We start from the raw sequence: 14,290 nt of genomic DNA, 5'->3' as shown, positions 1-14,290 counted from the left end.
GAAATCGTTTATTCAGTCGAGACATGCCGAAAAACAAGGCAAATCCCTAAATAGTTCCTTGATCTGAATAGACGACACCTGGGTCAAAATGACGCGTATCGTCGGTGATTTCAAGAACCGCCCTGCCATCACTTTGGGTAACAACCCGATAGAAACAGGAGCGGCGGCCGGTATGACATGTGGCGTCATGCCCGGCGACCGAGACCTTCAGCCAGACGGCATCCTGATCGCAGTCGGTGCGCAGTTCATGAACGGTCTGGAGATTGCCGGAGGATTCGCCCTTTTTCCAGATTTTGGCACGCGAACGGCTGTAGTAGTGGGCGATGCCGGTCTTAACCGTCAGCGCCAGCGCCTCGGCATCCATATGCGCGACCATCAGCAGTTCGCCGTCACGCACGTCGGTGACGACGGCGGTGACGAGACCGTTCTGATCGAAGCGGGGCGTGAAGGCGCCAGCGCCTTCGAGTTCCGTCTTGTCGGCGGAAGGCTGGTCGAAAGAAAGCGGCATCGGGAAACTCCGCCCGGACAACCGAATGTCAGCGGTTGCGGGCCAGCGTGAAGAAACGGGCCTGTTCGGCGGCGTTCGCCTTGAACTCGCCGGTAAACGTCGTCGTCATCGTATGCGAGCCCTGCTTCAGCACGCCGCGCATCTCCATGCACAGGTGCTCGGCCTCGATCATGACGGCGACGCCGCGCGGCTTCAGCGTTTCCTCGATCGCATTGGCAATCTGCGCCGTCAGGTTTTCCTGGGTCTGCAGGCGACGGCCGAAGATTTCGACGACACGGGCAATCTTCGAGAGGCCGAGGACGCGGCCGTTCGGCAGATAGGCGACATGCGCCTTGCCGATGATCGGCAACATGTGGTGTTCGCAATGGGAGAAGAACGGGATGTCGCGCACCAGTACGATATCGTCATAACCCGAGACTTCCTCGAAGGTGCGGCCGAGCACGTCTTCCGGCGACTGTTCGTAACCTGCAAACAGTTCACGGTAGGCGGCGGCGACGCGCTTCGGGGTGTCGAGCAGGCCTTCGCGGGCCGGATCGTCACCGGCCCATCGCAGCAGCACGCGCACGGCTTCTTCGGCTTCGTGCTGCGACGGGCGGACCTGCTTCTCTTTCGAAGCCGGGAAATTCTTCACTATGGCATCCATCTATCGTCTCCTGATGCGGTTCAAGGCCGCATCCGACTGGCGTTACTCACGGACTGACCAGCCGCTGGGCACCTGCGGCTGATTTTTTGGGCAATCCGGCGATATCTGACCTTCGGCGAACGTTTTTACAAGATATCCTATTCCGTTTTCGGTAGGATTTCGTGAAAACATCCTTTCTTGATGATCTCGCCTGGACATCACATATAATGGCAGGAACCCTTTTATGGTAGTCCGCTGGCCGTGACACAGTGTTCAACGCGCGACGGCGGGTTCAAAGCGAGCCTTGATGGACGACATCTATAACAGCAAGATCCTCGAATTCGCCGGCAATATTACCCATACGGGCGTGTTGCCCGATGCGGACGCGAGTTCCGAAAAACATTCGAAGCTCTGCGGCTCGAAAGTACGCGTGCATCTGAAGATGGACGGCGACCGGGTTACGGATTTCGCCCATGAGGTGCGCGCCTGCGCGCTCGGCCAGGCCTCGTCCTCGATCATGGCGCGGCACGTGATCGGAGCGACGACTGCCGAAATCCGCAGGGCACGCCAGGACATGCTCGCCATGCTGAAGGAAGGCGGCGAGGGGCCGGACGGCCGGTTCGAGGAGATGCGCTACCTGAAGCCGGTCAAGGACTACAAGGCCCGGCATGCCTCCACCATGCTGACCTTCGAGGCGGTCGTCGATGCGATCGACCAGATCGAGGCGAAGGAACGGGCCGAAGCGGCCACGGTCTGATCCGATGTGCGACACTCCCGACTGCGGGCATCGCCATTCCAAGCCCAAGCCCGGCTTTTCCCGCAACTGGTCCGGACCTTTCGCCAAGACGCCCGGCCGGCTGCTCGGCATGGGGCTGATCCGCTTCTACCAGCTGACGCTGTCCGGCTTCATCGGCAATTCCTGCCGGCATATCCCGACCTGTTCGGAATACGGCTACGAGGCGGTGGCGAGGCATGGGCTGTGGCCCGGTGGGTGGATGGCGCTGTTTCGGGTGGCCCGTTGCGGGCCGGGCGGCAGGGGCGGGCTCGATCCGGTGCCGGAAGCGCTGGAAGTGCGGCAGCATTGGTGGACGCCGTGGCGATACTGGCGACGTCATGCTGACCCGGCAGCGCATCCATGAGGGCTCCGATGAGTACATATGTCGCGCTGCTTTACAGCATCGTTCTCGGCGGCGGCAAACGGGTCGTCATGGCCGACCTGCGCGGCATGGCGGAAGATCTCGGCTACCGGAACTGCCGAACGCTGGCCTCGACCGGCAACCTGGTGTTCGAAACCGACCGGTTACCGATTGGTGACATCGAGCAGGCGTTGGAAACCGCGTTCGAGAAGAGGTTCGGCAAACATGTCGATATCATCGCCAGGACCGGCGCCGACTGGCTGAAGCTCGCGGACGGCAATCCGTTTCCGGCGCGGGAAGGCTCGGAGGTCGGTGTGCGGGTAATGCGGGCACCGCTCGACGAGGGCGTGCTCAACCTGCTCGAACGCCATCGCGGCGAGGAAAAGATCGCCATCGTTGCCGGAGACCTCTGGGTCGATTTCGGCGGCAAGGCGAGCGAGACTCGGCTCCTGTCGGCGATGACCACGGTTAAGCTCGGGATCGGCACGATCCGCAATGCCAATACGGTTGCCGGGCTTGCCGAAATGATCGGCTGATCGGCCGCTCGCCTTTACTCAAACGCGAAAAACATTTATCAGCCACGCCGGCTGCGCCCGAAGGGCTAACCGCCGCCATTTATTCCAACACCACCCGCATTCGTTGGCGGGACTGGACAGGAGAAAGACATGTCCCAATCCGTTTCCCTTACATTTCCCGATGGCTCCGTCCGCGTTTTTGACGCCGGCACGACCGGCCGTGACGTTGCCGAGGGCATTTCCAAGTCGCTCGCCAAGAAAGCCGTCGCCGTTACCATCAACGGCACGCTGCAGGACCTTGCCGATCCCGTCACCGACGGTTCGATCGCAATCGTCACCCGCACTGATCCGCAGGCGCTGGAACTGATCCGCCACGACGCCGCCCACGTGATGGCGGAGGCCGTGCAGGAGCTTTGGCCCGGCACGCAAGTCACCATCGGCCCGGTGATCGAGAACGGATTCTATTATGATTTCGCCCGCAACGCGCCTTTCACGCCCGACGATCTGCCGAAGATCGAGGCGAAGATGAAGGAAATCATCGGCCGCAACAAGCCGTTCACCAAACAGGTCTGGTCTCGTGAGAAGGCCCGCGAAGTCTTCGCCGCCAAGGGCGAAGGCTACAAGGTCGAACTGATCGATGCGATCCCGGAGGACCAGGATCTCAAGATCTATTATCAAGGCGACTGGTTCGACCTTTGCCGCGGTCCGCATATGGCCTCGACCGGCCAGATCGGTACGGCCTTCAAGCTGATGAAGGTTGCCGGCGCCTATTGGCGCGGTGACTCCAACAACGCCATGCTGACCCGCATCTACGGCACCGCCTGGGCGACGCAGGAAGAACTCGACCAGTACCTGCATGTGCTGGCCGAAGCTGAAAAGCGCGACCACCGCAAGCTCGGCCGGGAAATGGACCTCTTCCATTTCCAGGAAGAAGGCCCGGGCGTCGTGTTCTGGCACGGCAAGGGCTGGCGCATGTTCCAGACGCTGACCGCCTATATGCGCCGCCGCCTGGCCGGCACCTACGAGGAAGTCAATGCACCGCAGGTTCTCGATGCCTCGCTCTGGGAGACTTCCGGCCACTGGGGCTGGTACCAGGAGAACATGTTCGCGGTGAAGTCTGCCTATGCATTCACGCATCCGGAAGACAAGGAAGCGGACAACCGCGTCTTTGCACTGAAGCCGATGAACTGCCCAGGTCACGTGCAGATCTTCAAGCATGGTCTGAAGTCTTACCGTGAACTCCCTATCCGGCTTGCGGAATTTGGGCTCGTGCATCGCTACGAGGCATCCGGCGCTTTGCACGGCCTCATGCGCGTCCGCGGTTTCACTCAGGACGACGCGCACGTCTTCTGCACCGATGAGCAGATGGCCGCCGAATGCCTGCGGATCAACGACCTGATCCTGTCGGTCTACGAGGATTTCGGCTTCCAGGAAGTGGTCGTCAAGCTGTCGACCCGGCCGGACAAGCGCGTCGGCACCGACGCGCTTTGGGATCGTGCCGAATCCGTCATGCTCGATGTGCTGAAGACGATCGAGGCGCAGTCGGAAGGCCGCATCAAGACCGGCATCCTGCCGGGCGAGGGCGCGTTCTACGGTCCGAAGTTCGAATATACGCTGAAGGACGCAATCGGCCGCGAATGGCAGTGCGGCACCACGCAGGTCGACTTCAACCTGCCGGAGCGGTTCGGCGCCTTCTACATCGACCAGAACTCGGAAAAGACCCAGCCGGTGATGATCCATCGCGCCATCTGCGGCTCGATGGAGCGTTTTCTCGGCATCCTGATCGAGAACTTTGCCGGCCACATGCCGCTGTGGATCGCCCCGATGCAGGTGGTGGTGGCGACGATCACCTCGGATGCCGACGATTACGGCCGTGAGGTGGCGGAAGCGCTCCGCGATGCGGGCATGGTCGTGGAGACCGATTTCCGCAACGAGAAGATCAACTACAAGATCCGCGAGCATTCGGTCACCAAGGTGCCGGTGATCATCGTCTGCGGCAAAAAGGAAGCCGAAGAACGTTCAGTCAACATCCGCCGTCTCGGCTCGCAGGCCCAGACGTCGATGACGCTGGACGAGGCGATCGCCTCGCTCAGCCTCGAGGCAACGCCGCCGGATGTGCTGCGTCGCCTCGAAGCCAGGAAGGCGGCAAAGGCAGCAGCCTGACCGCAGCAGACTGAGTCAAGTCATGACGGCGCCAGTGAACGCAGGCGCCGTCATACAATATGCCAGCGATAAGACGGAATGGTTTTGCCAGGCTGGCTGAGGTTTGGCGATGCCTGCGGAAACCCGGCTAGTTCCTGTCATTGGCGACAGTGCCAGCCACCTGAGGCGTATCGCGCATCAGCACTTCCACCTCGGTATTATGGCCGGCTTTGACGGTGAACGAGCGCTGGTAGATCTTGGTCTTGTTGCGGGCGACGGCGAGATATTCGCCCTCCGACAGGACCATTGTCGAGAAAGCACTGACGCTTTCGTTGACGACGTCGCCGGCAGCCGTCAGCACCGACCAGGCCGTATCGGCGATCGCTTCGCCGCCTGCCTGTGAGACGAGCTTCAGCGTGATCTGGGCGGCGCGATGCTGCAGCACTGCCTGAGTGAGCTTGCCCGCCTCCACCTGGATATCGGCCCGCACCACCGCATTGACGTCGCCATATTCGGAAACGACATGATAGGTGCCGGCATTCAGCCGCACGACCGTGTTCGGCTTCACGTCCGACATCACCAGCGCCCGATCGCCGTTATCGCGCACTTCCGCCGAATAGACCGAAAAGCTCAGCTCCTTGGGCGGAATGCGCTGGTCGGTACCGGCAACCGCGTTCAAAACGAAACCGCCGGCATCGAGCACCAGCGTCTGTTTCGGCACGTTGCCGCTTTCAGGGACTTTCAGTTTCTTGGTGACGCCGGCGCGGCCGAACGCGCAATTGACGAAATAGTCGCCGGGGGCGAGCTGGAACGACGCGGAGCCACCTTCGGAACTGGCCACCAGAGGCAATTTACCGTCTTCGCCGGCGATCGGGCTGAAGACACGCCAGGTGAGGCCTTCCTGCATGGGCTGGCCGTCGGACGTCAGTTTGGCGTCGAATTGCACGTCCCTCGAGAGGGCACCGGGCGGGCCACCCGGCAAAGCCGAGAAGGCGTTGAGCTTGGGCATCTTCGCCGTGCTGTCCAGCGCACGAAAATTCTTGAAGGCGTCTTCCTGAGCGGATGCGCTGAAAGCTGTGCCGAGAGCCATCGCTCCGGCAAGGAACCAGCGTGCCGCAAGGGAAGTGCCTGCCATCTGTTGTACCGGTTGACTCTTGTTTTCCGAGACGTCACTTGAAGACCAATGACAAGGCAATTTCAAGACCTTCCCGACCGCCAGTTCCAAATGAAAGCTTTGACCATGCAAAATGACGTTAAACTCATCGATTTCCTGCGCGACAGGCATTCCACGCCGGTCGCCCAGATGAAGGAGCCGGCTCCCTCGCAGGAGGAACTGGAGGCGATTCTCACCTTTGCGACCCGCATCCCTGATCACGGCAAGCTGGCGCCGTGGCGGGTCGTCGTCTATCGCGGCGACGTGCGCAGGACGCTCGGCGAACAGTTTCTGGCGCTGTCGCTCAAGAAGATGCCCGACATGACCGACGCCGCAAGGCAGGCGGAGCTGACGCGCTTCACCCGCGCGCCGCTGGTCGTGGCCGTCGTCAGCACCGCGGCACCGCATCCGAAAATCCCCGAATGGGAACAGGTGCTCTCGGCCGGCGCCGTCTGCTTCAACATGCTGATGGCCGCAAGCGCGCATGGCTACGTCGCCAACTGGCGTACCGAGTGGGTCGCCTACGACGACGAGGCGCTGGCTTTCCTCGGCATCAAGCCGGGCGAAAAGGTGGCCGGGTTCATCCATATCGGTTCGAGTGATTTCCCGACGCCGGACCGCCCTCGGCCGGAACTGTCGCAGATCGTCACCTACGCCGGCGAATAGGGTTTTCGATGTTCTACACAACCGACACCAACCAGCATGGACTGAAGCACGATCCCTTCAAGGCGATCGTCGCGCCGCGCCCGATCGGCTGGATCGGCACGAAGGGCAGGGACGGGTCGATGAACCTGTCGCCCTATTCCTTCTTCAACGCCATTTCCGACAACCCCAAACTGGTGATGTTCTCCTCCAGCGGCCGCAAGCACAGCCTGAAGAACGCCGAGGAAACCGGCGTCTTCACTGCAAGCCTTGCAAGCCGTCACCTGGCCGCGCAGATGAACGCCTCGTCGGAGGCCGTGCCCTACGGCGTCAGCGAGTTCGAGGTGGCGGGGCTGACCGCCAAGATGGCGGAACTCATCGACGCGCCTTACGTCGCGGAAGCCTATACCGTGCTGGAATGCCGCGTCACGCAGGTGATCCAGCCGGTCGGATTGGACGGCAAGCCGGCGGAGGCCCACATGGTTTTCGGCCAGGTGGTCGGAATCCATATCAGCGAGGAGATTCTCCGTAACGGGCGGATCGACATGGGGCTAGCACGGCCGATCGCCCGCATGGGCTATCGCGACTACTCCGACGGCGGGGCAGACGTGTTCGAAATGACCCGGCCGGCGGGCGCCGATCCTAAAAACTGAAAATCCGATTGATGCTCGGAATTTGATCGGGACGGCGGCAGAGCTTGCCCGAGAAACCGTTTGCTCTCGCTCTTTCGCAGTCAGACTGGAGGGGAGCCGCGCTCCCCTTGGGCGAGACGGCGTCGATGGCCGCTATGCCTGCGGCAGCGGCGGCGAGCGCGATGGCCCCCGCCGCAAGACGCGCGGTATCGGAGGAGGGATCGTAGCCACCTTCCCAGCCGAGGGCCGCCAGGCGATTGCTGCAGCGCTCGAAGCCGGAGGCGGCGAGGATGCCGGCCCCATCGGCTAGCGCGACGATCGCCGTCTTGCCCGGTGCCAGCCCTGTCCGGATTTCCGCCACGCGCAAAGCCATGTCCAGCCTCTGCACTTCGCCGCCGCTGCGGGCGCCCGAGAGCACGACCGAGCTGGCGTCATGTCGGATGACCAGATCGACGGCGGTCTCCGTTCTTGCCGAAGAAAAAGCCGGCAGCAGGAAAGCCAGGTCCGCGGCCGGCGCCAAGTCGGCCCATGCCCGGCAGAAATCCCCAACCCCGTTCCACGACTCAGGGGCGCCTGTCAGGTCGAGCACAGTCACATCCGCGCCCGCTGAATGGACCTTTGCGGCTTTCGCGGAGGGGGCAACGATAAACCAGGACCGTATTTTCAAGGACTTCGCCATGGTTAAGGAACGTGGTGAACCAATCTTAAACTTTTTGACACTAGCGTGACCTAACAAGCCAGCCAGGATCTGAACCTGGCATGTGTAGTCGAGGCCGAGTGTGATCGTACAGGCATTTCTTCGTTGGGCTGAAACAGCAAGAGCAGGCGAGAGGGCGAAGGCGGCCAATGCTCTCGGCCGGGCCTATCTCCGCTCACCCATGGGTGGCGAGCAGCATCGGGCGGCGGCGCTTGCCATGACCTATCTCCTCGACGATCCCTCGCCGCAGGTGCGCCTGGCGCTCGCGGAGGCTCTGGCGGATTCCCCCGATTCCCCACGCGCCGTCATCGTGTGCCTTGCAGAAGATCAGCCGGAGATCGCCTGCACGGTCATCGCCCGCTCGCCGGTGCTCACCGAAAACGACCTCGTCGATCTTGCCGGGCGCAGCGACAGCCTGACCCGCGGAATGATCGCAGCAAGGCCGAACCTTTCGCGCGGGATCGCTGCCGCCATCGCCGAGATCGGCGACGAATGCGAAGTCACAATTCTTCTGGAAAACGGGACCGCCTCGATCACCCGGGTTTCGCTCAGGCGGATCGCCGAGCGGTTCGGGCATTGCTGCGAAATCCGCAACCTGCTGCTGGAGCGCGACGCGCTGCCGGCGGATGCCCGCCACATGCTGGTCAACCACATTGCCGCAGCGCTTGCCGGCTCCGGACTGGTGCGGACCAGCATGGCGCCGGCCCGGATCGAGCACATGACCCGCGAGGCAGGAGAGGCCGCAGCTGTCGCCATCGCAGGCGCCGTCCTGCAGGAGGAGATCCCCGGCCTGGTGGAACATTTGCGCACCGCCGGACGGCTGACGCCCGCCTTTCTCATCCATGCGCTCTGCAGCGGCAAGGTCGATTTTTTCGCAGGCGCGATGGTTTCGCTGTCCGGCCTGGACGACCGCCGGGTGCGGGCGATCCTTGCGACCGGCCGTATGCATGCGGTGCGGGCGCTCTTCGAAGCCTCGGGCCTCGGACGGGATATCGCAGCCGTCTTCGTCGAAGCGGTCTTCCTCTGGCGCAAGGCGGCGGCAAACGGCACGCTCGACAATATCGCCGGCCTCCTGCTCGAAAAGTTCCAGCGATCGGACATGCAGCTTTCGCCGGTCTGCGACCTCCTCGAGATGATCGAGAAGCTGCATCGGCTGGAAGTCCGGCTCAGCGCGCGATCCTACGCAAACGGGGTGTCGCTGGCGGCGTAACCGCCGGCTTAGCGCTGGAATTTCTTGGCGACCCAGGAATAGCCGTTCTCGACCAGCCGCACCGGACTGGTCATCAGTGTTTTCACCCCTTCGGTGGTCGGAAGCACCGTCTTGACCCGCTGGATGGCCCGGCCCGCAAGCGTTTCCTTCTCCTGCTGGGTCACCGGCTCCTGAGCAGGCACCGCGGCCTGCTGCCCGGATGAGGCGGGCGGTGCCGTCTCGGGTCGAGCCTGCGGAACCGGCGCGTTGGCGATCTCGGCGGCTTCCGGCTTCTGGCAGACGGCGATCAGCATCGGAAAGGGCTGGTTTGCATAACCGGACAGCTGTTGCTCCGACACCGAATTGCACATCTCGATGCTCGGCCAGCGGTTTTCAGCGGTGGCGATATAGTGGCAATCCGTTCCGGCGTCGTTGCAGCCGAGAATGGTCATGACGATCAGCGCAGGATTCATGTCGTCCCCTGGAATATGGCCAGCGACTTAGAGCGGGCAATCTTGACCCAACCAAGGCAGGTTTTACACATATACCGTCTCAGCCAAGCCATGCTCTTACCGAAGACTCCCGGAGGCCGAAAATGACCGTCACCATTGCGATCGAACCGCCGCGCCAGGCGGGCGTGCTGAAGCTTCTCGAACTCTCCGATGCCTATGCGGCCTCGCTCTACCCCACCGAAAGCAATCACATGGTGGATGCCGCGACCCTCGAAGGCCCCGGCGTTTCCTTTTTCGTGGCGCGTGACGGCGACACAATTTTGGGCTGCGGAGCGCTGGTCGAGGCGGGCGACGGCATCGGGGAGATCAAACGGATGTTCGTCGACGAGGCGGCACGGGGCCTGAAGCTCGGCCGGCGACTGATGGATGCGATCCTGCAACGCGGCGGCGAGCTTAACCTGGCGGCGATCCGGCTGGAGACTGGCATCCATCAACCGCAGGCGATCGGGCTTTATCGCGCCTGCGGCTTTTCAGAGATCGGGCCGTTCTCGAACTACCGGGCCGATCCGCTCAGCATCTTCATGGAGAAGAGACTTTCCTGACCACGGGAAGCTCGGGCGGAAGGTCCGGAGGTGCCGCCGGCCCTTTGGCCAAATCGGTCGATTCGACCTCGGTCACGTCGGCCATCTTCACTTCCCGGATCCATTCGCGCCAGATCGACACCAGCAGCGCCATCAGCACCGGGCCGATGAACAGGCCGAGAAAACCCATGGTGCTGACGCCGCCGACGAGACCGAAGAATGTCGGCAGGAAGGGAAGCTTGATCGGGCCGCCGACCAGGCGCGGCCGCAGCGTCTTGTCGACGATGAAGAGCTCGACCGTGCCCCAGAGGAAAAGGCCGCCGCCGGCGACATAGGCGCCGTTGGCGACCAGATAAAACGAGATGAGCGAGAAAGACAGCGGTGCGCCACCCGGGATGAGCGCCATCAGTCCGGTCAATACGCCGAGGGTGACAGGCGAGGGGACGCCTGCGATCCAGTAGGCGATGCCGAGCACGATGCCTTCGCCGATTGCAATCAGCGTCTGGCCGGTCACGGTCGAACTGATCGTCCTTGGAACGACACGCGAGATGCGCTCCCAACGGGTCGGCAGGATGCGCTCTCCGAGAAGGTCGATCTGCTCGCTGAAGGAGCCGCCGTCGCGATAGACGAAGAACAGCGCAATCAGCATGAAGAGCAGCGTCAGCACGAGATGGAAGGCGCCGTCGCCCGCCGCCACGATGGCGCGGTAGATATTGCCGATATTGGCGCCCGAGACGATCTGGATCAGTTCGCCGACCGCACCGGGCGAGCCGACATGCTGGACCCACTGGATGCCGAGCCATTCTCCGACCCAGGGAAGGCCGGTGATCCAGGCGGGCGGCGGGGCGCCGAAACGGTTCACTTCGGCCGCCCAGACGATCCACTGACGCACCTCGCCGATCGTATAGGAGATCGCGATGCCGATCGGCACGATCAGGAAGGTCAGGATGAAGATGATGGCGAGCGAGGCGCCGATGGTGGTGTTGCCGCCAATCCGGCGCAGCAGCTCGCGGTAGAGCGGCCAGCTTGCGAAACCGATCACCAGAGCGGCGAGAACCGGGACCAGGAAGCCATGGAAGAAATAGATGCCGGCAGCAGCGACAAGCACGAGAAGCCAGCGAGCAGCGGAGATCGGCGGGATGAGCGCAACCCTGCTCGGCGCGACTGGCCCAAGCCAGCGCGGCTCCTTCGGGCCCTTGCGATCGTTATTTCCGCTCACCACATTTCCTTTTTTCATTTTCACCATCATATGGCTTATGAGGTTCCCTGGTACAAGCCTAATGCGTCATCCATTAAAAGGAAGCTTACTCCTTGCCCTAGACGGCAGATGCGATAAAAATATGAAATCACCTTGCGGCACGGCCGGAATTACGATGCAAACCTTCTTGCCGAACTTTTCCGAACCTTAAGGATGCCGAAGCGTCTGCTGTCCCCATTCTATTGGTCGGACTGTCTTCAGGGACTTGTAATATGCCTCACAGGGACGCGGTCGACCTTAGCAATTGCGACCGAGAGCCGATCCACATCCCCGGCAGCATTCAACCTCATGGATGCCTTATCGCCTGCGACGCCGCTGGAGCGGAGATCGTGCAACACTCCGCCAATGTGGCGGACATGCTTTCGATCACGGGAGATATCAACGGCCGGCGGCTGGAGGAGATCGTCGGCGGGGAGGCGGCGCATACATTGCGCAATGCGCTCGCCACGTCCGACAACCCGGCGAGGCCGGCGCTTCGGCATGGTCTCAGGTTTGCCTCGGGAGCCGCGTTCGACGTCTCGATCCATCGTTTCGAATCCAAGGTGATCCTGGAGTTCGAGCCGGCATCGACCGATTCCGACCAGCCGCTCGAAGTGGCGCGCATGCTGATCAGCCGCATCCGCAATGTCGCCAGCCTCGACCGGCTGATCGAAAGCTCGGCGCGGCTGATCTATGCCATGCTCGGCTACGATCGGGTAATGATCTATCGTTTCGAGGAGGACGGTTCCGGAAAGGTCGTCAGCGAATACAAGAGGCGCGACCTCGAAAGCTTCAAGGGGCAGTATTTCCCGGCAGGCGACATCCCGAAACAGGCCCGCGCGCTTTACGTCAAGAACACCGTGCGGGTGATTTCCGACGCCGGCAACCCGCGCATCCCGATCGTGCCGGAAACCGACGAGGCAGGCGAGGCGCTGGATCTGTCCTTCGCGCATCTGCGCAGCGTTTCGCCCATCCATTGCGAATATCTGCGCAACATGGGTGTCGCGGCTTCGATGTCGATCTCGGTCGTGGTGGACAACGAGCTCTGGGGCCTGATCGCCTGCCACCACTATTCTCCGAAAGTGCTCTCGATGCCGCAGCGGGTGGCGGCGGAAACCTTCGGTGAATTTTTCTCGCTGCATCTGAGCGCATTGAAGCAACGGCAACTCATGGAGACGGCAGGCCAGGCGCGACGGTCGCTCGATCGCTTCCTGCAGGCAGCCTCCCACCATCCGAACATTACCGGGCTGCTGCGCAATTCGCTTGGCGAATTCAGTAAGATGCTGGCCTGCGACGGCGTCGGCCTGCTGCTCGACGGCACATGGACCGGCGAAGGGGTAGTGCCGCCGCAGAACCTGATAGCAAAGCTCGCAGAATTGGTCGGCGATGCCGCGGGCGGCAGGATCTGGTCCAGCTTCCAGCTTTCCGTGGATCTGCCGGGGCTGCACATTTCTCCGGACACGATCTGCGGCGTGCTGGCTATCCCGCTCTCGCAGCGACCGCGCGACTACCTGTTCTTCTTCCGCCGGGAAATGGTGCAGACGCTCAACTGGGCGGGCAATCCTGAAAAAACCTACGAGACGGGGCCGCTCGGAGACCGGCTGACACCCCGCAGGAGTTTCGCCGTCTGGAAGGAGATGGTGCATCAGCAGGCCCCGCCCTGGACCGATGGCGACCGTGAGATCGCCGACGCCATCCGTGCCGTGCTTGTCGAAGTGGTTCTGCATCACAACGAGTTGCTGGCCGACGAACGCGGCAAGGCGGACGTGCGTCAGCGGATGCTGAACGAGGAGCTCAACCATCGGGTCAAGAACATCCTTGCGGTGATCAAGGCGCTGGTCGGGCATTCGGTCGACGCCGACGTCAGCCTCAAGGATTATGTCGGCTCGCTCAAGGGACGCATCCAGGCGCTTGCCTTCGCTCATGACCAGGTCGTGCGCGGCGGCGACGGCGGCGTGTTGTCCGATCTTCTGGAAGCGGAGCTGAAGCCCTACAGGGAGGGAACGCGCAACGTCACGCTCAGGGGGCCGCGCATATGGCTCGACAGCCGTGCCTTTTCGGTGATGGCGCTGGTCTTGCACGAGATGTCGACCAACGCTGCAAAATACGGTTCGCTCTCGGTCAATGGCGGACGGCTGGATGTCGAGTGGCGACGACTTGCCAACCACGATTGCGAACTCGTCTGGACAGAAAAAGACGGGCCGCCGGTAAACCTCCCGTCACGCGCCGGTTTTGGCAGCGTCCTGATCACCCGCAGCGTGCCGTACGAGCTGGAGGGCGAGGCGAAGATCGAATATCCGCCCGAAGGGGTGAGGGCGCGCTTCGTGGTGCCGTCGAAACACATCCATGGCGATGAGGAGTTGGCGGAAGTCGAATCCGAGGAGCGCAGCAGCGCTGTTGGCCAGGACAAAGCTGCGCCCCGGCTTCAGGACCTCGAATTCCTGTTGGTGGAGGACCAGATGCTGATTGCCGCGGACGTGGAAGCGATGCTTGCCGAGCATGGCATCGACAAGGTGACGACGACGCCCTCAGTTGCCGACGCTTTCCGAAAGCTCAAGGAGTTCACGTTCGATGTCGCGATCCTCGACGTCAATCTCGGCTCCGGCACATCGCTGCCGATCGCCGAGGAACTGATCCGCCGGGACATTCCTTTCATTTTCGCGACAGGCTACAGCGACAGGTCGATCATCCCGGCAAGTTTTTCCGCGCCTGTCGTCCTCAAGCCTTATGAGGCGGCGGCATTGATCGGCGCCGTTACCAAGGTGCTCGGCGAACGGAGCTGAC

General features: G+C 62.3%; 15 protein-coding genes. 9 read left to right on the top strand and 6 right to left on the bottom strand.

Annotation, left to right across the window (positions count from 1 at the left end; genetic code table 11):
• Positions 1-46: 46 nt before the first annotated feature.
• Positions 47-508: a phosphoribosyl-AMP cyclohydrolase gene (gene hisI, locus J2857_RS07705; RefSeq protein WP_210009498.1), complete on the bottom strand. Its 462-nt coding sequence runs from the start codon at positions 506-508 to the stop codon at positions 47-49.
• A gap of 28 nt (positions 509-536) precedes the next feature.
• Positions 537-1,151: a GTP cyclohydrolase I FolE gene (gene folE, locus J2857_RS07700; protein ID WP_210009496.1), complete on the bottom strand. Its 615-nt coding sequence runs from the start codon at positions 1,149-1,151 to the stop codon at positions 537-539.
• A gap of 286 nt (positions 1,152-1,437) precedes the next feature.
• Between folE and J2857_RS07695 the strand changes: the two genes are divergently transcribed.
• From J2857_RS07695 to thrS, 4 genes are all read left to right on the top strand, one after another.
• Positions 1,438-1,887 (top strand): iron-sulfur cluster assembly scaffold protein, encoded by a 450-nt coding sequence (locus tag J2857_RS07695; protein ID WP_210009494.1) that lies wholly within the window; start codon positions 1,438-1,440, stop codon positions 1,885-1,887.
• A gap of 4 nt (positions 1,888-1,891) precedes the next feature.
• Positions 1,892-2,269: a membrane protein insertion efficiency factor YidD gene (gene yidD, locus J2857_RS07690; RefSeq protein ID WP_210009492.1), complete on the top strand. Its 378-nt coding sequence runs from the start codon at positions 1,892-1,894 to the stop codon at positions 2,267-2,269.
• 8 nt (positions 2,270-2,277) lie between these two features.
• Positions 2,278-2,802, top strand: a complete 525-nt coding sequence (locus J2857_RS07685; protein ID WP_210009490.1) for a DUF1697 domain-containing protein — start codon at positions 2,278-2,280, stop codon at positions 2,800-2,802.
• A gap of 129 nt (positions 2,803-2,931) precedes the next feature.
• On the top strand, positions 2,932-4,944 hold the full coding sequence (gene thrS, locus J2857_RS07680; RefSeq protein ID WP_210009488.1) for a threonine--tRNA ligase: 2,013 nt from the start codon (positions 2,932-2,934) through the stop codon (positions 4,942-4,944).
• A 127-nt stretch (positions 4,945-5,071) separates the two neighbouring features.
• Here the strand turns inward: thrS and J2857_RS07675 are convergent, their stop codons facing one another.
• Positions 5,072-6,058 carry a hypothetical protein gene (locus J2857_RS07675; RefSeq protein WP_210009487.1) on the bottom strand — a complete coding sequence of 329 codons (987 nt, stop codon included), beginning with the start codon at positions 6,056-6,058 and terminating at the stop codon, positions 5,072-5,074.
• A gap of 105 nt (positions 6,059-6,163) precedes the next feature.
• Between J2857_RS07675 and J2857_RS07670 the strand changes: the two genes are divergently transcribed.
• Both J2857_RS07670 and J2857_RS07665 read left to right on the top strand, forming a co-directional pair.
• Entirely contained in the window at positions 6,164-6,742 is a 579-nt protein-coding gene (locus J2857_RS07670) for a nitroreductase family protein (protein WP_210009486.1), read from the top strand.
• Between the two features lie 8 nt (positions 6,743-6,750).
• Positions 6,751-7,371, top strand: coding sequence for a flavin reductase family protein (locus J2857_RS07665; RefSeq protein ID WP_210009485.1), 621 nt, complete (start codon positions 6,751-6,753; stop codon positions 7,369-7,371).
• Here the strand turns inward: J2857_RS07665 and J2857_RS07660 are convergent.
• The gene (locus J2857_RS07660; protein ID WP_210009484.1) at positions 7,361-7,939 is read right to left on the bottom strand and encodes a hypothetical protein; all 579 of its coding nucleotides are present in this window, start codon (positions 7,937-7,939) and stop codon (positions 7,361-7,363) included. The genes J2857_RS07665 and J2857_RS07660 overlap by 11 nt on opposite strands.
• A gap of 190 nt (positions 7,940-8,129) precedes the next feature.
• Here J2857_RS07660 and J2857_RS07655 point away from each other — a divergent pair, with 190 nt between their 5' ends.
• A complete protein-coding gene (locus J2857_RS07655) occupies positions 8,130-9,257 on the top strand; it encodes a DUF2336 domain-containing protein (protein ID WP_210009483.1) in 1,128 nt (375 codons plus the stop codon).
• A gap of 8 nt (positions 9,258-9,265) precedes the next feature.
• On the opposite strand, the gene J2857_RS07650 is transcribed toward J2857_RS07655, so the two are convergent.
• Positions 9,266-9,709, bottom strand: coding sequence for a hypothetical protein (locus J2857_RS07650; protein ID WP_210009482.1), 444 nt, complete (start codon positions 9,707-9,709; stop codon positions 9,266-9,268).
• 122 nt (positions 9,710-9,831) lie between these two features.
• Here J2857_RS07650 and J2857_RS07645 point away from each other — a divergent pair, with 122 nt between their 5' ends.
• Positions 9,832-10,290: a GNAT family N-acetyltransferase gene (locus tag J2857_RS07645; protein ID WP_210009481.1), complete on the top strand. Its 459-nt coding sequence runs from the start codon at positions 9,832-9,834 to the stop codon at positions 10,288-10,290.
• On the opposite strand, the gene J2857_RS07640 is transcribed toward J2857_RS07645, so the two are convergent.
• The gene (locus J2857_RS07640; RefSeq protein ID WP_245363049.1) at positions 10,268-11,506 is read right to left on the bottom strand and encodes an AI-2E family transporter; all 1,239 of its coding nucleotides are present in this window, start codon (positions 11,504-11,506) and stop codon (positions 10,268-10,270) included. The genes J2857_RS07645 and J2857_RS07640 overlap by 23 nt on opposite strands.
• Before the next feature lie 233 nt (positions 11,507-11,739).
• Here J2857_RS07640 and J2857_RS07635 point away from each other — a divergent pair, with 233 nt between their 5' ends.
• Positions 11,740-14,289, top strand: coding sequence for an HWE histidine kinase domain-containing protein (locus J2857_RS07635; protein ID WP_210009478.1), 2,550 nt, complete (start codon positions 11,740-11,742; stop codon positions 14,287-14,289).
• The last annotated feature ends 1 nt before the right edge of the window (position 14,290 follow it).

Source organism: Neorhizobium galegae (genome assembly GCF_017877055.1).
GTDB classification, from domain to species: Bacteria; Pseudomonadota; Alphaproteobacteria; order Rhizobiales; family Rhizobiaceae; genus Neorhizobium; species Neorhizobium galegae_D.
This window is presented reverse-complemented; position numbering and strand designations above follow the sequence as displayed.

Excerpts from the sequence above, each read along its gene's own strand:
- thrS (WP_210009488.1), top strand. The coding sequence starts at position 2,932 with ATGTCCCAATCCGTTTCCCTTACATTTCCCGATGGCTCCGTCCGCGTT.
- folE (WP_210009496.1), bottom strand. The coding sequence starts at position 1,151 with ATGGATGCCATAGTGAAGAATTTCCCGGCTTCGAAAGAGAAGCAGGTC.
- yidD (WP_210009492.1), top strand. The coding sequence starts at position 1,892 with ATGTGCGACACTCCCGACTGCGGGCATCGCCATTCCAAGCCCAAGCCC.
- J2857_RS07640 (WP_245363049.1), bottom strand. The coding sequence starts at position 11,506 with ATGAAAAAAGGAAATGTGGTGAGCGGAAATAACGATCGCAAGGGCCCG.
- J2857_RS07645 (WP_210009481.1), top strand. The coding sequence starts at position 9,832 with ATGACCGTCACCATTGCGATCGAACCGCCGCGCCAGGCGGGCGTGCTG.
- J2857_RS07695 (WP_210009494.1), top strand. The coding sequence starts at position 1,438 with ATGGACGACATCTATAACAGCAAGATCCTCGAATTCGCCGGCAATATT.
- J2857_RS07670 (WP_210009486.1), top strand. The coding sequence starts at position 6,164 with ATGCAAAATGACGTTAAACTCATCGATTTCCTGCGCGACAGGCATTCC.
- J2857_RS07665 (WP_210009485.1), top strand. The coding sequence starts at position 6,751 with ATGTTCTACACAACCGACACCAACCAGCATGGACTGAAGCACGATCCC.
- J2857_RS07675 (WP_210009487.1), bottom strand. The coding sequence starts at position 6,058 with ATGGCAGGCACTTCCCTTGCGGCACGCTGGTTCCTTGCCGGAGCGATG.
- J2857_RS07650 (WP_210009482.1), bottom strand. The coding sequence starts at position 9,709 with ATGAATCCTGCGCTGATCGTCATGACCATTCTCGGCTGCAACGACGCC.
- J2857_RS07685 (WP_210009490.1), top strand. The coding sequence starts at position 2,278 with ATGAGTACATATGTCGCGCTGCTTTACAGCATCGTTCTCGGCGGCGGC.
- hisI (WP_210009498.1), bottom strand. The coding sequence starts at position 508 with ATGCCGCTTTCTTTCGACCAGCCTTCCGCCGACAAGACGGAACTCGAA.
- J2857_RS07635 (WP_210009478.1), top strand. The coding sequence starts at position 11,740 with ATGCCTCACAGGGACGCGGTCGACCTTAGCAATTGCGACCGAGAGCCG.